At 64.8% G+C, this 23454-nt stretch carries 22 protein-coding genes; 11 read left to right on the top strand and 11 right to left on the bottom strand.

The window, feature by feature from the left end; all coding sequences use genetic code 11:
• Positions 1-34 precede the first annotated feature (34 nt).
• The 3 genes from HCT51_RS15995 to HCT51_RS15985 are packed head-to-tail and all read left to right on the top strand — an operon-like array spanning position 35 to position 2796.
• On the top strand, positions 35-1048 hold the full coding sequence (locus tag HCT51_RS15995) for a D-2-hydroxyacid dehydrogenase family protein (protein ID WP_166875119.1): 1014 nt from the start codon (positions 35-37) through the stop codon (positions 1046-1048).
• A gap of 51 nt (positions 1049-1099) precedes the next feature.
• A complete protein-coding gene (locus tag HCT51_RS15990) occupies positions 1100-1957 on the top strand; it encodes a sugar phosphate isomerase/epimerase family protein (RefSeq protein ID WP_166875122.1) in 858 nt (285 codons plus the stop codon).
• Entirely contained in the window at positions 1954-2796 is an 843-nt protein-coding gene (locus HCT51_RS15985; RefSeq protein ID WP_166875125.1) for a hypothetical protein, read from the top strand. Before HCT51_RS15990 ends, HCT51_RS15985 begins: the two co-directional genes overlap by 4 nt.
• Here the strand turns inward: HCT51_RS15985 and HCT51_RS15980 are convergent.
• The 3 genes from HCT51_RS15980 to HCT51_RS15970 form a co-directional block, all read right to left on the bottom strand.
• Complete coding sequence (locus HCT51_RS15980; protein WP_166875128.1) at positions 2774-3499, bottom strand: metal-dependent hydrolase; 726 nt, start codon at positions 3497-3499, stop codon at positions 2774-2776. The two genes, HCT51_RS15985 and HCT51_RS15980, sit on opposite strands and share 23 nt — an antisense overlap.
• Complete coding sequence (locus tag HCT51_RS15975; RefSeq protein WP_166875131.1) at positions 3496-4386, bottom strand: TIGR03619 family F420-dependent LLM class oxidoreductase; 891 nt, start codon at positions 4384-4386, stop codon at positions 3496-3498. The genes HCT51_RS15980 and HCT51_RS15975 overlap by 4 nt, the downstream gene beginning before the upstream one ends.
• 91 nt (positions 4387-4477) lie before the next feature.
• Positions 4478-4882: an SRPBCC family protein gene (locus HCT51_RS15970; protein ID WP_166875134.1), complete on the bottom strand. Its 405-nt coding sequence runs from the start codon at positions 4880-4882 to the stop codon at positions 4478-4480.
• 96 nt (positions 4883-4978) lie between these two features.
• Here HCT51_RS15970 and HCT51_RS15965 point away from each other — a divergent pair, with 96 nt between their 5' ends.
• From HCT51_RS15965 to HCT51_RS15945, 5 genes are all read left to right on the top strand, one after another.
• Positions 4979-5995: an LLM class flavin-dependent oxidoreductase gene (locus HCT51_RS15965; protein WP_166875137.1), complete on the top strand. Its 1017-nt coding sequence runs from the start codon at positions 4979-4981 to the stop codon at positions 5993-5995.
• A 168-nt stretch (positions 5996-6163) separates the two neighbouring features.
• A complete protein-coding gene (locus tag HCT51_RS15960; protein WP_166875140.1) occupies positions 6164-6967 on the top strand; it encodes a FadR/GntR family transcriptional regulator in 804 nt (267 codons plus the stop codon).
• Positions 6968-6992: 25 nt separating this feature from the next.
• Positions 6993-7853: an amidohydrolase family protein gene (locus HCT51_RS15955; protein ID WP_166875142.1), complete on the top strand. Its 861-nt coding sequence runs from the start codon at positions 6993-6995 to the stop codon at positions 7851-7853.
• A gap of 116 nt (positions 7854-7969) precedes the next feature.
• Positions 7970-9544 carry a flavin-containing monooxygenase gene (locus HCT51_RS15950; RefSeq protein ID WP_166875148.1) on the top strand — a complete coding sequence of 525 codons (1575 nt, stop codon included), beginning with the start codon at positions 7970-7972 and terminating at the stop codon, positions 9542-9544.
• Between the two features lie 2 nt (positions 9545-9546).
• Positions 9547-9708 (top strand): hypothetical protein, encoded by a 162-nt coding sequence (locus HCT51_RS15945; protein ID WP_166875152.1) that lies wholly within the window; start codon positions 9547-9549, stop codon positions 9706-9708.
• Between the two features lie 33 nt (positions 9709-9741).
• Here HCT51_RS15945 and HCT51_RS15940 read toward each other — a convergent pair whose 3' ends face one another.
• The 8 genes from HCT51_RS15940 to HCT51_RS15905 all read right to left on the bottom strand — a co-directional run bounded on the left by HCT51_RS15940 (position 9742) and on the right by HCT51_RS15905 (position 18317).
• The gene (locus tag HCT51_RS15940; protein WP_166875154.1) at positions 9742-10230 is read right to left on the bottom strand and encodes an HtaA domain-containing protein; all 489 of its coding nucleotides are present in this window, start codon (positions 10228-10230) and stop codon (positions 9742-9744) included.
• A gap of 35 nt (positions 10231-10265) precedes the next feature.
• On the bottom strand, positions 10266-10466 hold the full coding sequence (locus HCT51_RS15935) for a ferredoxin (protein ID WP_166875156.1): 201 nt from the start codon (positions 10464-10466) through the stop codon (positions 10266-10268).
• Positions 10467-10624: 158 nt separating this feature from the next.
• Positions 10625-11740, bottom strand: a complete 1116-nt coding sequence (locus HCT51_RS15930) for a Gfo/Idh/MocA family protein (RefSeq protein ID WP_166875158.1) — start codon at positions 11738-11740, stop codon at positions 10625-10627.
• A gap of 4 nt (positions 11741-11744) precedes the next feature.
• Positions 11745-12527: an SDR family NAD(P)-dependent oxidoreductase gene (locus HCT51_RS15925; protein ID WP_166875163.1), complete on the bottom strand. Its 783-nt coding sequence runs from the start codon at positions 12525-12527 to the stop codon at positions 11745-11747.
• Between the two features lie 43 nt (positions 12528-12570).
• The gene (locus HCT51_RS15920) at positions 12571-13884 is read right to left on the bottom strand and encodes an LLM class flavin-dependent oxidoreductase (RefSeq protein ID WP_166875167.1); all 1314 of its coding nucleotides are present in this window, start codon (positions 13882-13884) and stop codon (positions 12571-12573) included.
• Complete coding sequence (locus HCT51_RS15915; RefSeq protein WP_166875170.1) at positions 13881-15728, bottom strand: flavin-containing monooxygenase; 1848 nt, start codon at positions 15726-15728, stop codon at positions 13881-13883. The genes HCT51_RS15920 and HCT51_RS15915 overlap by 4 nt, the downstream gene beginning before the upstream one ends.
• On the bottom strand, positions 15721-16926 hold the full coding sequence (locus HCT51_RS15910) for a CaiB/BaiF CoA transferase family protein (RefSeq protein WP_166875173.1): 1206 nt from the start codon (positions 16924-16926) through the stop codon (positions 15721-15723). The genes HCT51_RS15915 and HCT51_RS15910 overlap by 8 nt, the downstream gene beginning before the upstream one ends.
• A gap of 50 nt (positions 16927-16976) precedes the next feature.
• On the bottom strand, positions 16977-18317 hold the full coding sequence (locus tag HCT51_RS15905) for an NtaA/DmoA family FMN-dependent monooxygenase (protein ID WP_166875176.1): 1341 nt from the start codon (positions 18315-18317) through the stop codon (positions 16977-16979).
• Positions 18318-18441: 124 nt separating this feature from the next.
• On the opposite strand from HCT51_RS15905, the gene HCT51_RS15900 reads away from it, so the two are divergent.
• The 3 genes from HCT51_RS15900 to HCT51_RS15890 all read left to right on the top strand — a co-directional run bounded on the left by HCT51_RS15900 (position 18442) and on the right by HCT51_RS15890 (position 23450).
• Entirely contained in the window at positions 18442-18885 is a 444-nt protein-coding gene (locus HCT51_RS15900) for a nuclear transport factor 2 family protein (RefSeq protein ID WP_166875179.1), read from the top strand.
• Positions 18886-19053: 168 nt separating this feature from the next.
• On the top strand, positions 19054-21153 hold the full coding sequence (locus HCT51_RS15895) for a hydantoinase/oxoprolinase family protein (protein WP_166875182.1): 2100 nt from the start codon (positions 19054-19056) through the stop codon (positions 21151-21153).
• Entirely contained in the window at positions 21150-23450 is a 2301-nt protein-coding gene (locus tag HCT51_RS15890; protein ID WP_166875186.1) for a hydantoinase B/oxoprolinase family protein, read from the top strand. The genes HCT51_RS15895 and HCT51_RS15890 overlap by 4 nt, the downstream gene beginning before the upstream one ends.
• Positions 23451-23454: the final 4 nt, after the last annotated feature.

Raw genomic sequence — 23454 nt, 5'->3', positions numbered from 1 at the left:
TTCACAGAAGAGTGCGGAGGACGACGGAGGTCCCGTGACAGCTAGACACCCCTTGGCGCGAACCGACGACGGGCGGCGGCCGCTCAAGGTCGCAGTCATCCACGATTACCTCGACATCGCTGAGACGTCTGCGGACTGGTCCGCGGTGAAGGCACTGGCCGACGTGGACTTCCTGTCGGATGCGTTCACCGACGACGATGCGGTCGTTGAGGCGCTCGCCGACTACGACGTGATCAGCGGGATGCGTGAACGGCTGCCACTGACCGCGTCATTGATGGATCGACTGCCGCGGCTGCGGCTCTTCGTGGCCACGTCCCAGTCCAACCGGGTGATCGACTTCGCCGCCGCGGGACAGCGCGGTATCGAGATCGCTGCCACCGCGGACGGCGCGCATGCCCGCGTCGCGACGGCCGAGCTGACCTGGGGGCTGATCATCGCCGCGACGCGCGGCATCCTGCTTGAGGACCGTGCGATCCGAGAGGGCAGGTGGCAAACGGGCGTCTTCCCGGCGCTCTATGGACGCACCATCGGGATCGTCGGTCTCGGCGGAACCGGCCGCTACATCGCTCGTTTCGCCCACGCGTTCGGCATGAAGGTGCTGGCATACAGCCCGCACCTCTCGAAGATGGACGCCGTCGAAGGCGGCGCAGAACCCGTCGAACTCGACGAACTGCTCGAGCGCAGCGATGTCGTCACGATGCACCTGGTGCTGTCTGAGTCCAGTCGGCACATTATCGATGCGCGCCGGCTGGCGCTTATGAAGCCGACGGCGGTCCTCGTGAACACGTCCCGCGGTCCCCTCGTCGACGAAGCGGCCCTGGTCGAGGCCCTGCGGGATCGACGGATAGCCGGTGCTGCGCTCGACGTGTTCGGCGTTGAACCGCTCCCGGCCAGCCATCCCTTCACCGCGCTGGACAACGTCATCCTCAGCCCACACAGCGGCGGATTCACCGAGGAGACCTACCGGGAGTGGTACCAGGGGAGTGCCGACGCCGTTCTCGCGTTTCTTCAGCAGCGGGACCTGCCACTTCGCCACCGTCGTCCGTAAGCGTCGCCCGCGACCAGCGATGCGGCCAATCCAGCGTTCGGAGCCTCTGTCATGACAGCCGTGATCCAGGTGGGACTCGAAGGGTTCACCTTTCCCGAACTGGGCCCGCTTGCGCTCATTGATCTCGCCGCCCAGACCGGCTACACACATGTCGGCGTGCGGCTGATCGATCCGGCGACGAACAGTCCGACGCTCACCCCTGGTGAAGCCCGCCAGGTGCGCGCGCACGCTCGGGAACGCGGGATCGCGCTGTACGGCGCCGACATCATCGATCTCGAGGGGGACAACGCGGCGTGGACTAAGAGCTTCTCGACCCTGGCCGCGTGCGGCATTACTCGCCTGAGCTCGTTCTCCCGCGGTGCCGACATGGCCAGTGCACGCCGGCTGTTCCGAGACTTCGTCGCTCAAGGACGAGACTTCGAAATCACGCCCCACCTGGAGCCGGTGTCGTACTTTGGCGTGAGTTCGATTGGCGTCGTCGCAGACCTCATCTCAGACGCGGGAGGCGGCGGGATCACGCTCGACACCCTGCACTTCGGCCGCGCCGGGGAGGATGTCGCGCTGCTCTCGGAGCTTGCGCGGAGCATCCCCATCTGGCTGCAGGTGTGCGATGGGCCGCCCGAGGAGGAGCTCATCCCGGCAGCAGCCACCGTCGAGGAACGAACTGCGCTGTTGCGTCATGAGAGCATTGCGCGCCGCTTGCCCCCGGGCGAAGGCGTCTGCGGTGTCCCAGACGTCGTTCGGGCGGTCCGCAAGAACGCGCCTGCCGAGGAACTCGTCATCATGGTAGAGGCTCCGGACCATGAACGAGTTCGGCGGATCGGCCGAGTCGCCTACGCCTCCGTCTGCCGCGAGGCCGCGGCAGACGTTATCGCCCGCGCGACCCGGAGCACCGAGGATCGCACATGAACGACACACGCCCTACTCCGCTGACTGGCCCGATCGACGTCGGTGTAGGTCATGCGCTCATCACCCTCGTCTCGCCACGCCGCGGACGCGAGCGGGACTACAACCGCTGGTACGAGGACGACCACTTTTGGGCGGGAGGACTGTACTGCCCGTGGATTTTCGCAGGCCGTCGATGGACGGCGACGCGAGAACTCGCCGAACTGCGCTACCCCGCGGTCACACCGGTGGTGGATGACGTCGCGGACGGCTCGTATCTCACCACCTACTGGATCGCACCGGGCCGACTGCAGGAGACGACCGACTGGCTCGCCGGGATGAATGCGCGCCTCGGTACAGAGGGACGAATCTTCGCCGACCGAGACCATGTGTACACGTCGTTCACCGATCACGTGGGCACCGTGTATCGCGATGACAAGGTGCCACGAGATGTCTTCAGCCTCATGAACCCTGCCCCCGGCCTCGTGGTCGGTCTGGTGGACGCCGACAGCGCCGAGGAGCGTCCCGCGCTCGAGCGCTGGCTGGTCGACGACTACCTTCCCGCCTCCGTTGTCCCGGGCGGGCATGTGACTTCTGCGATGGTGTTCCGCACCAACCCGCCCGATCCTCGGCTGAGACCCGACGTGCTCGCCGGGCTGGCGCGAGTGGCAGGCAACGGAGGCCGGCTCACCGCCCTCTGGTTCCTGGACCGCGACCCGATGACGCAGTGGGCGGACACATTCGCCCGAGTCGGCGATGACGTTGCCGCCGGCGGTGGCACGCTGACGCTCCTTGCCCCCTTCATTCCGAGCGTCATGGGGACCGATACCTACGCTGACGTCATCCGACCCCAGGGCGGATGAGGCCAGGCAACGCCACTCGATCACCGGGCGCCACCGACAAGATCCGATCCGCGCACCCCGTCGGTACGAGCTCGCGCAGGAGATCAGGCGTACCCTGAAGCATCGCGGACCCCCAGTGGTATGGGAGCACATCCGGCCGGCCCAGAAGCTCGAAGGCGGCAGCGGCCTGACGCGGCCCCATCGTCATCAACCCGCCGACCGGAAGCACTGCCAGCCTGGGGCGGTAGATCTCCGCGATCAGGCGCATATCGGAGAAGACATCCGTGTCTCCCGCGATGTACACGCAGTCGCCATCGCCCCACTCGAGCACGAAGCCGCACGCGGTTCCGATCGAGTGCCCGTCCGCGGATGAAGTGTGCTCGGCGTGCACCATCGTCACCTCCACCCCGCAAACCTCGACCGTGCCGCCCTTGTTCATCCCGAGGGGCAGGCCCGGAAAAGCGCCCTGGGACGTGAGCCATGAACTCACTTCCGTTTGCGCGTACACCGGCGCACCGTAGCGTGCCGAGAGCAGGGGAGCGCTGGCTGCGTGATCGATGTGCGCATGCGTGACCAGGATTGCATCGATGCGTTCAGGGTCGCGCTCGCCCTCAGGGAAGGCCGGGCTGTCCAGCCACGGGTCGACGTAGATTCGCCGACCATCGTCAAGGTCGATCCGCAGGCCCGCAGAACCCAGCCAGGTGAGGGCCCTTCCGGTCGTCACGCCAGCGTCCCGGCCAGCTCCTCCAACTGGGCGAGCCACCCGGCGGCATCCGTGATCGACGTGTCGAAGTTCGTGTCGACGATGACTCCTTCGATGCCCCGACGTCGTGCGTCAGCGATCACGTCGCCGACGCCATCGACGCCGAGCTTGACGCCAGCGGTCGATTCGGTCGCGATCCGATACACCATGCGAACCGGCGGGCGACCGTCGGCGCGCCAGGAGTTGATCCGCTCAAGCGTCGCCTCGGCATCGTCGAGCGACATCGCGGGACCTCCCGGATTCCACAGGTCGAAGTCCCGTGCCGTGCGGCGCAGCCCCGCCTCCGACCACATGCCGGACATCAACTGGATAGGCTGCGGCGGCTTCGGGCGCATGATCCCCGAGGGTATTTCGAACGTCGAGGACTGGTGGCGAATCGGGTCCTCGTCCCAACAGGCACGCAGTGCAGGGATGAAGTCGTCGAGACGCTTCCCCCGAGTGGATGGGTCCACGCCCGCTGCGATGTGCTCCTCGCGTGACCAACCCACTCCGAACCCGGCGATGAGACGCCCTTCGGCCAGCTGCGCGAGCGTCGCGAGCCGGTTTGCGAGTGGCGCCGGGTGGTGATAGCCGGCGACCAGGATGCTGGTTCCAATGCCGATGCCGGGTGCCCATGCTGCTATGGCCGCGAGCGTCTCCAGTGGCGAATACACCGACTCATACACGGAGCGCTGCGTTCCCCCAGAACGCTGCGGGTAGGCCGAGAGTGAATCGGTCGCGAAGAGGAAATGCTCCTGGACCCAGAGAGAGTCGAACCCCAGCCCCTGACTACGAATGCTGTAATCGCGGATGAGGCCCACATCCACGAGGTTGCCCAGCTGTGGAACGGCCAGCCCTACGAAGGTCACTTTTCGCTCTCCGTTGTTGATCGGTGCGTCATTGCATCGTCCTTTCTGTTTGTTCGTGGGAGAGGCCCACGATTGTTCGACCCGAGTCGGGTCATGACACCGAGACGGCCTGCGCGAGCGCGTCGATTCGTGAGCGCAGCGTCGCAGTGATGGCGTCCTCCTGCTCCGGACTTATCTCACCTTCACGGATGGACTGCCAGGTGACGATCGTTCGGCCGGCACCATCATCGTCAAGACGTATGTCCGCCGTGGATCGAGCGCCCGCCTCAGTGCGCACGGAGTACCGGAGACGCCGCGCGTCGGCGTCTCTGCCCTCGAGGCTCTCTTCGATGCGAGCGCCGCCGTGTGCAGTGATGACGCGCGTCATGCCGATGCCATCGCCCTCGACCTCGGCGCTCTCAACGAACGGATTCCAGCTCGCCACACCACCGAAATCGCCCAGGAGCGCCCAGACTGCGGAAGGGGGCGCGTCGATTTCGCCTCGAACTTCGATCATTGCCACAGCTATCCTCGCTATCATTAGAATACTAGTTGTATTCTGCCTTCCTATGGCGCGGGACTCAATAGCCCCCATCGAAACAGAGAGCGGCCCATGAAATTCGCGAGTGAACTGCTGCAGATCCCCGGTCCGGACAACGTCACGCAAGCCGTCATGACCCGGGCGACCCTGCTGGACGACCTCGGCTTCGACATCGGGATGGTGGGGCATCACCGTTTCGTGAGGGGCAACCCCTCGGCGGTCTTCACGCTGCTGGCTGCGGTCGCCGCACGCACCGAGCGGATCATGCTCGGCCCGGGCGTGCTGGTCCTCCCCGCCTATCACCCCCTCGACATCGCGGAACAGATCGCCACGCTGGACCAGGTGTCCGATGGCCGTGCCTTCGTCGGGATCGGGGCGGGATACCGGGCGCCGGAACTAGCCGCAACCGGCCGCAACCCTGAGGATCGCGGGTCACTCTTGACCGAGGCGCTCGAGGTGCTCGATGCGGTGTGGAGCAACGAGTCTGCGAGTTACCACGGCAAGCACTTCCACTTCGACGACGTGACAGTCGAGCCGCGCCCGGTGCAGCAGCCTCACCCGCTCGTCATCGTCGGAACGAAAGCGAACGTCGGCGTACGACGCGCCGGCCGTCTTGCCGATGGCATTCTCGGTGGCCTGGTGCAGACCGTCGACGAGTATCGGCCGGCGATCGATCTGTACTCCGAGACGGCCAAGGCCAACGGCCGCACGGCGCGTCTGTGGTTGCAGCGCAGCGTGTGCATCGCTGATAGCCGCGCAGAACTCCAAGAAACCTGGCTTCCTGGTTTCCTCGAGAACCGCCGGGGAAAGCTCGCGCTCGGACCTGGCTTGGCCGCGTCCGCGGTCGACCATGCGATCCTCGCCGGGCGTACCCCGAGCCTGGAAGAGGCCGCCCAGGGATGCGCGATCATTGGGACGGCGGACCAGGTGATCGAGCAGATCCGCGAACTCCAGGGGCAGGTCGAGATCGACGCGCTCGTGGTGAACCACCACTGGTCAACCGGCGACAATGCGAGGATCGAGCACCAACTCCGGCGGTTCGCGAACGAAGTGCTGCCGGCATTCCAGCCGGTCGCGGCGTCCGCATGACAACGCGGCCGCGCCGGTGCGAGCGACGCGGCACTACTTCCGGCCGATTGGGAAATCACCTTTTGCGCGCCTATACACCGCTTTCCGGGCAATAGTGACGATAATGGCAGAGATGGAACAGATTATGCACGTATGCCCGCCCCGCCCTCGTTGCGAAGGAGCAATGTCATGACCCTGAGCGATCGAGTTCCTACTCGCGGAACCGGCATTCAGCAGGTGCGAGTCGCGGAAACAGTGGCTGGCGAGATACGGCGGCGCATCCTGCGCGGAGATTTCCCGGACGGAGCCCTGCCCAAACAGGATCAGTTGCGTGAGGAGTACGGCATCAGCCACCCGTCCCTGCGGGAAGCCTTGCGCATCCTCGAGACCGAGGGTCTGGTAGTGGTGCGTCGCGGAAACGTCGGCGGTGCGATGGTCCAGCAGCCTGGTGAGGCTCGATTCGGATACACGCTCGGATTAGCCCTGCAGTCGACCGGCACGCGAGTGCACGAACTGGCGACCGCGGTTGCGACGCTGGAGCCTGTGTGCGCCCGCCTGTGTGCGGAGAACCCCAAGCGGGCCAAGGAGATCGTGCCCAAGCTTCGGGCAATCCTCGACACGACCAAGGAAGAAGGCGACATCAGCGAAGGTGTGCCGTTCACCCGCTCGGCGAGGAGCTTCCACTCGGCGGTTGTCGACCTGTGCGGCAACGAGCCGACAAAGATGATCGTCGGTGGCCTCGTCGCACTCTGGGACGCCCAGGAGGAGGCATGGGCACAACACCTCACCGCAGAAGGGCAGTACCCCGATCACGATCGCCGAGTCGCCACGATTGACGCTCACTACAAGCTTCTCGACCTTATCGAGGCGGGCGATGGCCCGGCCGCCGAAGACTTCTCACGGCGGCACATCCGCTCGACGCAGAAGGTCGTACTGTCGCGGATCGAGGACCGCGTGATCCAAGCGTCGTCCGTGCGTTCGATGGGCTCATAGCTGTGCGCAAGCTGGTACCTGAACTATGAGCACCGGACGACCCATTCCGCGGCGACCCAAGGTCGTGGACGCGTGGATCCAACCGTGGACCAAGGAAATCGTCGATGGGCTGCCATGGCGCACGGCGAATGTCTTCAAACGGTACGGAGAGTCGCGCGCCATGCAGGGCATTCCGCTCGAAGAGATGATCGATGAACTGGATGCCTCGGACGTCGACCTCGCGCTGATCTCCGGCGGCCCGGTCATGCCGAACTCGATCGTCCTGGACAGCCTTGACCGATGGCCCGACCGCCTCATCGGGGTTGTCTCGGTAGACCCGACGGACGGCATCATGAAGGCCGTGCGCGAGCTGGAGGCCCTCGCCCGGGACTATCCGATCTGCGCGATGAAGCTTGAGCCGTTCTATCACTGGGCAGATCCGACGCACCGGTGGTTCTATCCGCTCTACGCGAAGTGCGAGGAACTCGGTCTCGCGGTCCAGACGCAAGTCGGCGGCACTGGTCCGTACTATCCCTCCCGCTCCGGTCAGCCGCTCTACATCGATGAAGTCGCACTGGATTTCCCCGATCTCACGATCGTGTGTGGACACGTCGGAACGCCGTGGACCGAGGAGATGATCCACGTCGCCTGGAAACACGAGAACGTCTTCATTGACACGTCCGCTCGGTTGCCGAAGCATTTCGAACCCGGGTTCACGAAGTTTCTGTCTCGATACGGGCAAGACCGCTGCATTTACGCGAGCGACTGGCCGCTGCTGGACATGGAACGTCCGCTGCGCCAGGTTGACGACCTCAATCTGACCGACGAGGTTCGGGTGAAGTTCCTCGCGGAGAACGCCATCCGCGCCTTCCGCTTGGAACGGTTCATCGCAGAAGACGCTGCCTGAATCTTTCGCGCCGGCACTCTTCGTTAAACGGCTGGCTAGGTCGTTGACGTGGTGGGCTGTCCCAAGTAGAATTGAAATATCGTAATCAGTTTCGATATATCAAATTCGGAGTAACAATGAAGTTCTCGCGTAACCGCTCAACCCCACGCATCGCAATCATCGGCGGTGGTTTCGGTGGCATCGGGGTCAGCGTCCTGCTCAAGAAGGCGGGCATTGACTCATTCGAGGTCTTCGAGAAGTCCCCCAACATCGGGGGCGTCTGGTGGGACAACCGCTATCCAGGTGCCGAGGTTGACACGCCCTCGGTGATGTACTCCTACTCGTTCGAGCCTTACCGGTGGAGCCGGACCCACGTGCGGCAGGCCGAACTCCTTGAGTACATGGAGTACGTCGCCCAGAAGCACGACATCATCCGTCACGTGCACACGAATACCACGGTTGAGCGCGCTGACTGGAGCGACAAGGCCCAGCAGTACACCGTGACGTTCGGCGACGGCTCGAAGCGCCAGTTCGAGATCGTGATCAGCGCAGTCGGGCTGCTGTCCGACCCCCGCTATCCCACCTGGCCGGGCCTGGACACGTTCGAAGGCGAGAAGTTCCACACGTCGCGCTGGGACCACTCAATCGACCTGGCCGACAAGAAAGTGGCGGTCGTGGGCACGGGGTCCACGGCGGTGCAGATCGTTCCCAACATCGCAGCGATTGCCGACAAGGTGACGCTCTTCCAGCGGGAACCCGGCTGGGTTCTCCCCAAGGGCGCGCAAACCTTCGGGCCCGTCGAGCGTGAGGCTCTGAACGATCCGATCGCCCAAAGGCTCGTTCGTTGGGGGATGCTGATCCAGCGCGAGAAGTCCCAGTTCCGCAACGCGGCCTGGCGCCCGGGCACCCCGCAGAACATCGCGGCGGAGCGCGCGGCACGCGCCTACGTCGCGAAAGTGTTCGCAGATCGACCCGAGCTTGCCGACCTCGTTACCCCGTCCTACCCCTTCGGCGGGAAGCGCCCCATCCTGACCGACGACTTCTACCCGTCGCTGCTTCGCGACAATGTCGAACTCGTCCCCCATGCGGTGGATTCGGTCACCCCCAACGGACTCGTCGACATGAGCGGGACGCATCACGACATCGACGTGCTCGTCATGTCCACGGGGTTCAAGTCGTCATTCGCCTCGACCTTCAATCTCACCGGCGACAAGGGAATCGATCTGCATTCCACGTGGGCGGGCGACGACAAGGCGTTCCTCGGGATCATGGTTCCGTCGTTCCCGAACTTCTTCATGCTGTACGGACCGAACACCAACGGTGGGGCGATCGTGACGCACCTCGAGGAACAGTGCCGATGGGTCGTCGCAGCGATCAAGCACCAGATACGGAATCGCTTCTCCGCCCTCTATGTCGACGAGGCCATCTCCGAGGCCTACAACGTCATCCTCCAGGACCGGCTCAAGGGCACCTCGTTCGACGGGGTCAACAATTACTACGCCGCTCCCAGCGGACGGATCATTACCCAGTGGTCGGATGGCGCAATTGTCTACGGTCTGGCGACGCGCTTGCTTCGCCGAGTCGCGTGGCGGGGCAAACGCATCGTTCGGTCTTCCGATCGGCCGCCCGTCGTCATTCCCGTCGACCGCGAACCCGCGGGGCTGCCAATCGACGGTGAACTCGAGATGATCCTGCAAGCGAACGAGGTATGACGATGAACTCCGGAATCCAATTCACGAAGAATGTGACCGTGACCGGCCTTGCGGTGGCAGCGGTCTACGGAGCTGCATTGGTCGCGCTCCGTGCTCGCCGCGCATGGAAGAACATGAAGATCATCCAGTCGGTCGACACCGGCTCGGTCTGGACCACCGAGTAGCAGACCGAGTGACAGGAGGGTCTCCCGCGTCGCTTAGCGACGGAGGGAGACCCTGACCTCCAGGTCGTCGAACGGCACGCCGCTCGCATAGACATCGTCGAACAGGTCCTCTGCTCCCGAGGCGAGCCGACTCGCCAGCACAAGCCCGGCCACCGAATCGTCGGCCCACGCATGGGTGACCTCGACCTCGGCCAGGTCCCGCACTCCAACCGTGGAACCGCTTCGCAGCATCCCTCGGCCGGCGGTGAGGTCGAGTGTCAATTCTCCGAGTCGGAAGTCGATCATGCCGGCGTGCCCGAGGAACCGGACGCCCCCGGAGAACGCGATGTCAGCATTGTGGGCATCGCTGTCAAAGAGGGTCACCGTGTCTACGGGAAAATAGAACCGTCCGTCCGGAAGCAAGCCGCCGCCGCCGTCGAGTGTTTCGTCGCCGTGCGCGACGCGCTGTACATAACGGCGGAAGCTCGAGCGGACCCCCCACGCGAGGCCCTCCGTCTCCACGGACTGAACCGGCTCCGGCACGCCGCTATCCCGGCGCGCCGTGTCCCCGGACGGGCTCAATCGGCCTCCACGAGCCGAAGCGCGTTGACAGGGCAACCACTGACGGCGCTGCGCACGGATTCAAGCGCCCCCTCGGGCACGGGCGTCGACTCATCCACCTCAAGCTCGCCGTCGTCGTTCAAGACGAAAATGTCGGGTGCTAGCCCCTCACAGATGCCCAGGCTTACGCACTTGTCTCGATCCACGACGATCTTCATTGACTGACCTTTCACGCATTCGGGTGAATTGTGCTGCTTCGTCACATCGGTGTGGAAGCTCCCCGTTCTCAGCGTCAATTCTATCAAGGATAGTGAGGTTACGGCATTGTTCCGAGGAAAGATCCACGCTGCTCCCCGCCGGTTGTGACGATCGCCGTTCAGACCAGATGTTGGGTGATGCCGGTATCGGCGGCGCGGCGCAAGGCATCGAGCATCACCTTGCGTGTCACTGCGTCATCAAAGGTGGGGGCAAATCGCGTGCCGTGGCGAAGATCGCTCTCGACGACAAGAAGCGCTTCGGCTACCGTCGCGGCGACGTAGGGCAACGAGGGATCGGCACGCACGTAGGATGCGGGAATTTCGAGCTCGTGCAAGGTGCTTTCTCCTGCCGTGGCGCCGCGTATCTTCAACGGGCTCAGCTGCAGGCTGGTCTGGGCTGTGACGACAATGGTGCCGTCGGTGCCGTTGATCTCCCAGCGCAGTGATGTTCCCGCGGTTCGTCCGCCCCGATAGTGCGCAGAGATCATTACTCCGTCCGCGAGCTGGCCTGAAATGAGTAGCTGGTCGGGTGTCGTCTTCTGAACCGTGTTGTCGGTTCCCTCGAGGCGGACGACGGGTCGTTGGATGGCGGTCATCGCCGAGATGGAGGTGACCTCCCCGAGGACGCTGCAGATTCCGTCGATGCTGTGTCCGAACGGGATCGTCATCATCGTGCCGCCGAGCGCATCGTCCTGAAGATAGGCGTTGCCAGGAGCGACCACGTCGCCCCAGGGGACAGCGGCGCCGACTAGCGTGGTGGAGAGCACGCGCCCGACATAACCGCCTTGCACGAGATCCCGGATGTAGCGCATACCCGGTGTCGACCGGGCCTGTAGCCCCGTCATCGCTGGGACCCCAGCCGAAGCGAACGCATCTCGCAGCTGTACCGTCTGCTGCAGGTTCGAGCCCGATGGCCACTCGCTGTACACGGGCTTTCCTGCCCGAGCGATCTTGTGCAGCAGTTCATGGTGGTGCTCCACCCGCACCGCGACGACCACCAGATCGACAGCATCCGATGCGATCAGCGCGTCCGGGCTGTCGTACGCTTCCGGAACACCGAACTCGTCGGCGGTCGCCCGCGCGGATTCCTGCCGAGTGGTGCTGACCGCCGTCAGCTGAAGACCCGGGATCGACGCGATCGCGGGAAGGTGCGCGAGTCGTCCCCACCCGGTTGCGGAAGCACCGATGAGACCGACGCGGGCCGGGCGGTCGTGGACGAATGTGGGCTGCGTCATGGTGTCATCCCCGCGCGTTCGTGTAGGAGACCCGCGAGAGGCCGCCGTCGATGAAGAACTCTGATGCCGTGATGTAGGTGCTCTCATCGGATGCGAGGAAGACTACGAGACTGCCGAAGTCCTCCGGCCGGCCGAACCGTCCGAGCGGGACCGTCTCGCGCATCTGCTGGATGTGCGGCATCCGCGCGACTTCTGGAGCTTCGAGGATGGCGGTCGCGTGAGGTCCGGGATGGATCGAGTTCGATCTGATCTCATAGCCCTTGAGTGCCACATGGACCGCGGTCGTCTTGGTCAGGTTGGCTAGTGCGGCCTTGCTGGCCGCGTAATAGGTGGTCGTCGGCACGATCATCTCGGTCGAGTTGGATGACACGTTGATGATCGAACCGGACCCGCGCGCGATCAGGGCGGGCAGCACCGCCTGGATGCCCAGGAAGGGCCCGTACAAGTTGATGTCCATGACGTGCTTGAATTCGTCGAGCGTCGCGTCCTCGATCGTTCGGGGGAGTGCGATGCCCGCGTTGTTGACGAGCACATCGATCCCGCCATACGCCGCGATGCTCTCGTCGACTACCCGCGCCCACGCGTCCGCATGCCGCACGTCGAGAAGGGCGAACCGGGCCGTGCCGCCGGCGGCGGTGATCTCGTCGACCTTTTCCTGACCTGCGGCGGTGAGGATGTCCGCAACGACAACGCTTGCGCCCTCTGCAGCCAACGCGGATGCGGCGGCGCCGCCGAGTCCGCGCGCGCCGCCGGTAACGATGGCGACCTTGCCGCTCATTCGATCCATTCGGGGATCACCCTCTCTGATTGGTGGTGTGGCGTGTGCCGGGTCAGTGCACGGATTCGGGCATCGGAAGCCCGTAGTGTCCGCGCAGTGTCGTGGCCTCGTAGGCGCTGCGGAACAGTCCGCGGCGCCGCAGGATGGGCACGACGTGGTCGACGAAGTCTTCGAGTCCGTCCGGGAAGGTCGCGGGCATGACGTTGAACCCATCGGATGCGCCGGTGGTGAACCATGTCTCGATGACGTCCGCGATCTGCTCGGGCGTGCCGATGAGCTTCTGGTGCCCGCGGCTGCCGTTCAGTCGGATCAGCAGTTCGCGGACGGTCAGGTTCTCGCGACGTGCCATTTCGATGGTGATCTCGTAACGGCTGCGTCCGTCGACGATCTCTTCTGGGCGGCGGATGTGATCGGGGAGCGGACGGTCGAGGTCGAGGTCTTCTACCGGCACCCCGGTCTGATCCGCGAGCTGGGCATGTGCGTGGTCGAGGACGATGAGCTCGTCGAGCGCGCGGGCCTTGGCGTGCGCCTCGGCTTCCGTTCCGCCGATGACCGTTACGATTCCGGGCAGGATCAGCACGTGCTCGGGGTTGCGACCATTGGAGGCCGCCTGGGACTTGAGATCGGCGTAGAACGCGCGTCCTTCTTCGATCGTGCCCTGTGCTGTAAATACCGCCTCGGCGTACTTTGCCGCGAACGCGATGCCGGGACCGGATGACCCCGCCTGAACGATGATCGGTCGTCCCTGGGTGGTCGGGGGCAGTAGGGCGGGGCCCTGCACCGAGTAATACTTGCCGTCGTGGTCGATCCGATGCACTTTGCTGGGGTCCGCGTAGACGCCGCTCGCCTTGTCGACGACGAGCGCGTCATCCTCCCAGCTGTCCCAGAGCTTCAGCACGACGTCGAGGAACTCGTCGGCGCGCTCGTACCGTTCCTCCGGAGTGGGGAATTCGGTGACCCCGAAGTTCGGACCGATCTCCTTGGCGATGCTGGTCACCACGTTCCAGCCGACCCGTCCACCGCTGACGATGTCGACGGACGAGAAGCGTCGCGCGAGATTGAACGGATCGTCGAACGTGGTGGATGCCGTGGCGATCAACCCGATCCGTTCGGTGGCCTCGGCGAGGGCCGTCAGCTTCACCACCGGATCGAGCATCTCTCCGGGCCGGCGGCTCGGGCTCGAGATCAACCCCTGGATGTCGGCGAAGAAGATCGAGTCGAGCGTGCCGCGTTCGGCGATCCTCGCCAGGTTCTTGTAGTGCTCGATGTCCAGGTTCCAGTTGGGAACGGCCTCGGGCAATCGCCAGGCGGCTTCGTGGTGCCCCACGGCGTTGATGAAGGTGTTGAGGTGCAGCTGTCTGCTCACTGAGGTGCTCCCGTGTAACGAGCCATGGCTGGCTCTCTTGTCTGTTGGTCTTGTTCGCCGCGTTCAGTGCCCGCAGGAGTCAGTTCGAGGCCCTCAAGGCTGTCTGCCTCACGCCATCGCGCCAGGACCGCGAAGAACTCGATCGGCCCACCCGGGTAGCGTCCGGCAACGAACCGGTTCTCATCGTCGGGCTTGCCTTCACCGTTGGTGTAACTCGGCGTGCACTCGCGGAGGAACTTCAGCTGGGATGGAGAACGGCCCTCGCGGATGGTCCGCACCCATTCGTCTTCTGCCTGCTGCGAAGGCTCGACAACGCCGACCCCGCGCTCTCGCAGAGCGCTGAGGAGGTAACCGAGGTGGGAGGCCTGCTCATTCAGGGTGTGGGTGAAGTTGGGAGAGAACCCCGTCTGAGTGAAGCCGAGGAAGAAACAGTTCGGAAACCCGCGCCCGTGTAGGCCGTGGAAAGTGCGCATGCCGTTCGCCCAGCGCTCCGAGAGCCGAACGCCACCGCGCCCGACCAGATCGAAGCTGCGGGAATGCGTGTACGCGGTGCCGACGTCGAATCCGGTCGCGAAGACCAAAACGTCGAGCTCGTGGAGCTCACCGTCGACAATGATGCCGTCCGGCGTGATCCGTTCGACTCCGCGGCCGCCAGTGTCGATGAGCCGCACGTTGGGCAGGTTGAACGCGGGGAGGTAGTCGTCGTTGAACGTGGGGCGTTTGCAGTTGAACCGGTAAAAGGGCTTTAGGGCCGCAGCCGCGTCGGGGTCGCGCACCGACTCATCGACGCGGGAGCGGATCCGCTCCATGATCGCGAAGTCGACGAGCTCGTTTGCGGAGAATGGATCGGTCTTCCCCGCAGCCGCGGCATTCAGCTCCATCATGGTGCGGGTCCACGCGTCACCGACAAGGTCATTCTCGACCGCGACCCCCGTGACGCAGGCGGTGAAGTTCGCTGACCGCCGGTGTTGCCAACCCGGCTCGAGCGCAGAGGCCCAGTCCGGCCCAGTCGGCTTGTTGTCCCGAACCGAGATCGTTGCGGGCGTGCGCTGGAACACGAGCAGTTCTCCCACGTGCGCGGCGATGTTCGGGATCACCTGCACCCCGGTCGCTCCGGTGCCGATCACGCCGACGCGCTTGCCGGCCAAGCCCGAGAGGTCGTCGCCGGCGTACTCGCGGTCCCAGCGGCTCGTGTGGAACATCTTTCCGGCGAAGCTGAGGATACCGGGCACGGCGGGCAGACGCGGCTTGTGTTGATCGCCCGTCGACAGGATGAGGTACTTGGCGCGAATCTGGTCGCCGCGGTCCGTCGACAGCACCCACTCGGCCTCGGCCTCGTCCCAGGCCATGTCGGTCGCCGTCGTCTGGAACAGGGCGCCGTCATAGAGGCCGTAATGCCGACCGACCGACCGGAGGTGGTCGAGGATCTCGGGCTGATGCGCGTACTTCTCACTGGGGACAAAGCCGAGCTCCTCCAGGAGCGGCAGATAGATATATGACTCCGTGTCGCACTGAGCGCCGGGGTACCGGTTCCAGTACCACGTGCCGCCGAAGTCGGATCCCTTCTCGATCACCCGGATCGTGTTGTAGCCCGCCTCCCGCAGCCGTGCGCCGGCGAGGAGACCGCCGATGCCGCCACCCACGATGACGACCTCGACGGTCTCGGTGATCGGGTCGCGGGTGAAGTCCGGATCCGCGTAGTGGTCGCGCTGGAAGTCCGAGTACACGCCATCGGTGTCAATGAACTGCTCGTTTCCCTCGTCGCGAACCCGCTTTTCTCGCTCGCGGCGGTAGGCTTCGCGCGCCATTTCGAGGGCGCCAGCTGTCACTTGGGTGTCAGTCATTGCTTCTCGATTCTGCCGTCATGGACATCGACGTTGACGTCCGGCTGTCTGTTTCGGTTCCTGCCCCGGAAGCGATGAACTCGTCGATGTCAGCGATGCCGAGCTCGGTGAGGACCTCACGCGTGTGCGCACCGGGCAGTGGGGAACTGCCCGGTGGCGGCGGGACGAGGTTGTAGGCGGGGAACCGCGGCGCGATACCCGGCTGGATTGCGCCATCCGTCTCGATGAGCGTGCCGCGTTCGCGCACGTGCGGGTCGGTGGGTGCGTCTCTGAGCGAGAGAACGGGGGAGACGCACGCGTCGGTCCCCTCGAACGTGTCGACCCACTCGGCCTGGGTTCGCTGAATGATGCGTTCCGCGAAACGCGCGCGCATATCCGCCCAGCCCGCTTTGTCGTACTGCGCCGACAACGGGATGTCGACTCCGAGGCCCGAGACGAACTCGGCGAAGAACTTCGGTTCGATGGCGCCCACGGCGACGTGCTTGTCATCTGCGGTGCGATAAACGGAGTAGAAAGGGGTTCCCCCATCGAGCAGGTTCGAGCTGCGGCGGTCCTCCCAGCGGTTTGCGTTCAGCAGCGAGTAGATGATGGTGGCCAGGCTCGCCGCGCCATCGACCATCGCCGCGTCGACGACCTGACCGGTTCCCGCTGTTCGCGCTTCGTGCAGCGCCGCCAGAACTCCGATGGCGAGAAAGGCACCGCCGCCGCCAAAGTCTCCGACCAGGTTCAACGGGATTACGGGATCCTCATCGCCGATCGCGTGCAGGGTTCCCGTGACCGCGATATAGGCGATGTCGTGACCGGCTGCCATCTTGTATGGGCCGTCCTGTCCCCATCCGGTCATGCGTCCGTAGACGAGCCGCGGGTTGACTGCCAATGCCTCGTCGGGTCCGAATCCGAGTCGCTCCATCACTCCGGGCCGGAATCCCTCGATGAGGATGTCGGAGTTCTTGATCAGCTCGGTGACCACCGACTTCGACGAGTCGTGGCGCAGATCGAGTGCGACCGAGCGCTTCCCGCGGTTGACCAGGTTGACCCGAGGATCCATCGTGATCTCGTCTCCGGTCGGAGGTCGATCGACTCGGATGACGTCAGCCCCGAGGTCAGCCAGAATCATCGCCGCATACGGCGATGGCGCGAGACCCGCGAACTCGAGGACTCGGACACCGCTGAGCGGCCCCTTCTTATGGTGCGTCACGACGTCGTGCTCGCCTTTCTATCCTGTGGGGCCCGCGGGCCGTCCGATTTTCAGCCTCGCTGCTGCAGCCCAAGGCGTTCGCGGAGTGTCCCTTGCTGTGCGGGGTCCTGGGCAACAAGTCCGCGTCGCCGCAGCTCCGGCATCACGAGTCGACCGAAGTCCTCGAAGGAGCCGGGCATGTCCGTCGCCATGATGGCGAAGCCGTCGCAGCCATAGCCCTGGAACCATTCCTCCAGGCCGTCCGCGACCTGCACGGGATCCCCGACGAAGCGTGCACCGCCCTGCTTGCGCCGCGACTCGATGACATCGTTGAGGGTCGCATCTTCGCCGAATTTGAGCCGCGCGCCCTTGACGTACCCCTGCAGAGAGCCTTTCGTGCCGGTGAAAGTGTCCAGCAGCTCGTCGGTCAGCGGCTCGTTCATCGGTAGCTTCGCGAAATCGAAGTTTGCCTGCTCGGAGAGGGTCACCAGCTGCTCGCCCGGCTCGAACAGCGAATCGAAGTAGGCTTCCTTCGCCTCGGCGATGTCCTCGGTCTCGCCAACGATGGGCAGGACTGCGGGCAAGATCTTGACGGTTCCGGAGGGCCGGGAGTCCGCGCTGAATTGCGCTTGCAGCCCGGCGTAGTAATCACTGGCTGTCGCCAGGTTGTGCTGGCTGGTGAAGACGATGTCGGCCCATTGCGACGCGAACTGCTGCCCGCGTCCTGACTGCCCGGCCTGGAGCAGCGTCGGCCAGCCCTGCGGCGGGCGCGGCACTGTCAGCGGCCCCCGCGAGGAGAGAAACTCGCCCTCGTAGTCGATCGTGTGCACCGAATCGGGCTTGGCGAACCGTCCGGTGAGGCGATCCATTTCCAGCGCGTCCTTGTCCCAGGACTCCCACAGCTGCGTCACGATCTCGACGAACTCATCGGCGCGGTCGTAGCGCTGTTCAGGGTTGAGGTACTCCGTGCCGAAGTTCGCCGCTTCGTCTTCGTTCAACGAGGTGACGATGTTCCAGACAGCCCTCCCGTTCGAGAGGTGATCAAGAGTCGCGAACTTGCGCGCCACGTGAAATGGCGAGGTGTATGTCGTCGAGTAGGTGCCGCCGAGGCCGATTCGCTCGGTGTGCCCGGAAAGCATGCCAAGGATCGTGATCAGGTCGAGCTTGATCGCACGGGAACCTCGATCGATCGTCTCCTGGATCGAACCCTGGTAGGCCGCCGGCATCGCGAGACGATCGTCGAAGAACATGAGGTCGAAGCCCGTGCGCTCGAGCTCCTGAGCGAGGTTGATGTAGAACTTGGCGTCCAGGATCCCGCGATCGGCTCGTTTATGCATCCAGGACGTCAGCCCGCCCTTCGTAGCTGAGGCGGAGACGAATGCGGTGAAGACCATGTGGTCCGTGCGAGACACGGGTACCTCCTTGATGCGCCTACGTTGGCGACATTGGTTCGACGTAGAGACTACGGTTGCGAGCCAGACTACCTGAACGTAATGATTTCAAACATTGCAACTAAGAAAGGGATGGTTGTGGATTATGCATGAAAGTCTGAGTGTCGAGGATCGGTTCGAGATCACGCAGGTGCTGGCCCGGTACGGCCATGTCATGGATGGGCGTGATTTCGCCGGCTTGGCAGATGTCTTTCTCGATGATGCGTCCTTCGACGTGACGAGCGTGGGCGGTCCGCTGTACCGCGGCTTGTCTCAACTGAAGGAGTTTCTCGCACTCGGAGACGCCGTCCATCCGCCGTTCCACCTCCTGACGAACGCCTGGGTGTTTCACGATGGCGACGCGGTCAAGTCCATCAGCAAGTGGCTGACGATCGATCAGGCCACTGGACTTCCGCGCAGCGGTGACTACCTCGACACGTGGCACAACACCCGCGCCGGGTGGCGGATCGCCAAGCGCACGGCGCGCGTGCGCTGGACCGGTGGAGCCTGGAGCGCGGGCTACGACGACGTGAGGGCTATCGCGCCCTGAGCACGGCGATACACCACGCCGTCTCCGGCCGGTTCGCTCACATCATTGACCCCCGGGTTCGGGACGGCTACTTTGAGACCGTTCAATGATGAATAGGAGTGCAATGATGCAAATGAAACTACTCAACTCGGAGGCCTTCGGCCCGATCACCCCCGGAGTCGGACGCGCATGACCTACACAATCGGTGTTGACATCGGCGGCACGTTCAGCGACTGCGTTGCCGTCGATGACCGGGGACGCGTGTTCAACGGCAAGGCGCTGTCGACACACGCCACGAACCCCGTCGAGGGTGTTCTCGAAGGTTTGACCCGCCTCGCCGAGGAGGCGGGCGAGACGCTGGAGTCGCTGCTCGCTGCCACGTCTGAGTTCAGTCACGGTACGACCATCGGAACGAACCTGATGGTTGAGCGCAAGGGTGCGCGCGTCGGGCTTGTCGCGACCAAGGGCCACGGCGATGCCCTCCAGATCATGCGCGGTCGCGGTCGCACTGCCGGAGTCGCCGCAGACCTCCTCCTGAACGTGCGCGCGACGGACAAACCGGCGCCGCTTGTGCCGCATCGTGACGTGGTCGAGGTCGCCGAGCGGGTGCTGGCTGACGGCAGCGTGCTGGCCGCGCTGGACGATGACGCGGCGCGGGAGATTCTCCGGCCCCTGCTGGAGAACGTCGATGCGGTCTCGATCTCGCTGATCTGGGCGTTCCGGAACCCGGTGCACGAGCAGCGCCTGCGTGAGCTGGTGCATGAGATTCGTCCGGATATCTTCGTGAGCATCTCGTCGGAGACGGCACCGCGGCTGGGTGAGTACGAGCGCACCGTCGCGACGGTGATCAACTCCTACGTTGGCCCCGCTTCCAGCCGCTACCTTGGCGCGCTTGAGACGGCGTTGCAGGAGCGCGGGCTGAAGACCCCGGTGTTCATCATGCAGTCCAACGGCGGTGTGCTGCCGGTGGAGACCGCGCGGCACCGTCCGGTGCAGACGATCGGATCCGGCCCGGCGGGCGGACTCGCCGGCACGGCGTTCATCGCCAGGCGCACCGGTCACAAGAACGTCATCGCCACCGACATGGGCGGCACCTCGTTCGAAGTGGGGCTTCTCGTCGACGGGCGTCCGGTGCTCACCAGCGAGAAGATCATCGACCAGTACACGTTCAAGATCCCTCAGCTGGATGTGCGCTCCATCGCCTGCGGTGGCGGGTCCATCGCACGGGTCGACCAGCACAGCGGGGGCTTGCGGGTCGGCCCGGAATCGGCCGGCTCGAACCCGGGGCCCGCGTGTTACGGCACCGGCACCCTGCCGACGGTCACCGACGCGGACGTGGTGCTCGGCTTCATCGACCCCGACCGGTTCCTCGGCAGTGCGATGAAGCTCGACAAGGCGGCGGCGGTCGCTGCGGTGCAGAAGATCGCCGAAGAGGCGGAACTCTCGCTGGAGGAGGCGGCTTCGGGCATTCTGCGGGTGAACAGCCACAGCGCGGCGATCCTGATCCGGCAGCGCACCATCGAGCAGGGCCTGGACCCGCGGGACTTCGCGCTGTACGCGTTCGGTGGGGCGGGTCCGCTGCACGCGTTCGCGTTCGCGCACGAGCTCGACATTGACCAGGTCGTGATCCCGATGGGTAACGGCGCATCCACCCTCTCCGCGTACGGAATCGCGGCGAGCGACGCGATGGAGGTATTCGAGGAGGAATGTGCGATCCGTGCCCCGTTCGACACCGATGCTCTGGCGGACGTGATCGGCCGACTCGAGGAACGCGCGGTGAAGCAGATGGTCGCGGCCGGGTTCAAGGAGGAGCAGGTGCGGCTCACCCGCACCGCGCAGGCCCGGTACGCCGAGCAGTACCTGCAGGAGTTGAACCTGCCGGTTCCCTCCGGCCCCGTCGACGAGTCGTTCAGCGACACGCTGTCGGCGACGTTCGCCGAGGAGTACTCCCGCCTGTACAGCGCTACCGCATTGTCGGTGCTGCACGCCTCGGAGATCTTCACCATCCGGGTGATGGCGTCTGTGCCGCTGCAAACCGCGCCGACGGCCAAACCGACAGCCGGTGAAACCGAACCCGCACGGGAACGGGAGGTGTTCTGGCCGGGGCACGAGAGATGGATTCCGACCAACGTGTATGACGGTCCGCCCGCTCTGGGCGTCACCATTCAGGGCCCTGCGCTCGTGCAACTGCCGCACACCACCATCGCGGTCGCCCCAGGCCAGTCGCTGGAAACCGACACCTACGCCAACTGCATCCTCCACACCCAGAAGCAGGAGACCCGAGCATGACCCTCACCGACACCCAACCAGGCACCGACCAGCACGACCGGTTCAGCACCGAGGTAGCGTTCCGATCCGTGACGTGGGACGGCACCGCGCGCGGCTACATCCCATCGGACCCGCCGAAGTACTCACCCGCGGTGACGATGCATGACCCGGCGCCGACGGACGTCGACGCGGTCACCTACGAGGTCATCCGGTACGCGCTGATGAGCGCCAACCTCGAACACGGCGACACCATCGCGCGGCTGTCGATGTCACCGGTGGTAATGGTCGCCCGCGACTTCCAGTCGTCGATGATGACCGAGACCGGTGATCTCGTCTACCTCGGGTCCGGGGTGCAGTACTTCTCGAACCAGAACGCGCTGACCGTGAGGTACATCCTCGAGCACCACACCGAGAACGGACTGAACGACGGCGACATCTGGCTCAGCAACGACCCCTACATCGGCGCATCACACCAGTCCGATGTATCGCTGGTAACTCCGGTGTTTGCGGACGGCGAACTGTTCTGCTGGCTGTCCAACGCACAGCACTTCCAGGACGTCGGCGGGTCGATGCCGGGCAGTCAGGTGACCACCGCCGCGGACGCGTTTGCAGACCCGTCCTCGTGGCCGCCACTGCGACTGGTCGAAGACGGCAGGATGCGTGAGGACGTGGAGCACGCGTTCGTTCGCCAGTCACGGGTGCCTCACTACAGCCGGATGGACCTCCGGGCCGCGATCGGTGCGATCCAGGCCACCCGCGAGAAGGTACTGAAACTCGTCGACCGGTACGGCGCCGACGTCGTGAAAGGCGTGATGCGCCGACTGCTCGACGCGGGCGAAAAGGTGTTCGCCGACCGGATCGCGAAGATCCCGGACGGTCGCTGGTCACACCGCATTTACACCGAGGGTGCGCTGCCGGGCGATAAAAATTTGTACGCCTACCAGGTGAACGTCACGAAGAGGAATGACCGGATCATTGTCGACAATGCGGGCACCGATCCGCAGACCGGCTCAATCAACCTCACCTACGCGGGCTTCGCCGGTATCGCGGAAGCGGTGCTTACGCAGCAGCTTATCCCCGACCTCGCCGGAGCATACGGTGGAGCCTACCGTCTCATCGACATTCGCCCGATTCCGGGGCTACTCAACTGCGCGGACTACCCAGCGGCGGTGAGCCCCTCGGGCGTGTCGACGGTGATGCAGGTGCTCAGCTGCGCGGCGACGGCGGTGTGCAAGATGCTCGCCAGTGGCACGAGCGGCACTCGAGAGCTGACCCTGGGGGCACCGTCGGCGAACCTCGCCTCATTGATCGGCGGCGGCCTGACCTCCGCCGGGCAGCAATTCATCCATCAGAACACTGACGGACTCATGGGCTCGCTCGCAGGTCGCGCAACCCGCGACGGTGTCGACGCTGGCGGGCAATGGTGGATACCGGACAGTGCCATCGAGAACGCGGAGCAGCTGGAATCGGGCATGCCTTTCGTGTTGCTCGGTCGGCGGCTGCGCGAGGCCGGCCTCGATGGCAGCGGTCGATATCGCGCCGGCGTCGGCTTCCGCGAGACAATGCTCGTGCACGGCGCGCTCGGTGGCCAGATCTTCTGGTACGTGAACGAGAGCTTCAGCAACGGGCAGGGCCTGTTCGGCGGCAATCCCGGGTCGATCGCGCGGGCGAGGGTAAAGCACGCCACCGACGCTATCGACCTGCTCGGCCAGAGTATCGGTATCGGCGGGATCGACGACGTGACCGGCGAGGAGGAGATCCTTACGTTCAAGGGCATGTTCGCGTTTGCGGACGGCGACGTGATCGAGTGGACCTCTCCTGCTGCCGCTGGCTACGGCGACCCGTTGTTGCGCGACCCGGAGTTGGTTCTCGCCGACATCGTGGGTGGCCTCAGCACACCCGAGACCGCGAAGCGCGTGTTTGGTGTGGTGATCACCGACGGGCGGATCGACCACACGGCGACACAAACGGAGCGGCTCGCCACGCGCCGGGAACGCCTCGGGCGAGAGCCGGAGGCCGAGCTCGAGGCACCCGACGGCGCCGTGCAGATCGGAGACGTGTTACATGCGGTTGACGGCCGCTGGTGGAGCAACGGTGCAGACCTCGGCCGTTCGAGCGAGAGCTACAGGCCAAACGCTGTCGTGCGGGAAACGAGGATGCGCGACATTGGACCGGAGTTCGACCCGGCGGACGTTGAGAGCGCCGACCGGTTCGTTCTCCGCGAGTACCTCTGCCCGGTCACCGGGTACCGGATCGATGCGGAGATCGCTGTTGTCGGCTCGGAACTCCTGGAGGATGTTCTGATCGCTGTACCCTGACCCC

This window comes from Salinibacterium sp. ZJ450 (genome assembly GCF_011751885.2).
Lineage (GTDB): Bacteria > Actinomycetota > Actinomycetes > Actinomycetales > Microbacteriaceae > Ruicaihuangia.
The sequence above is the reverse complement of the archived record's forward strand: the minus strand, read 5'-3'. Positions and strand labels throughout refer to the sequence as shown.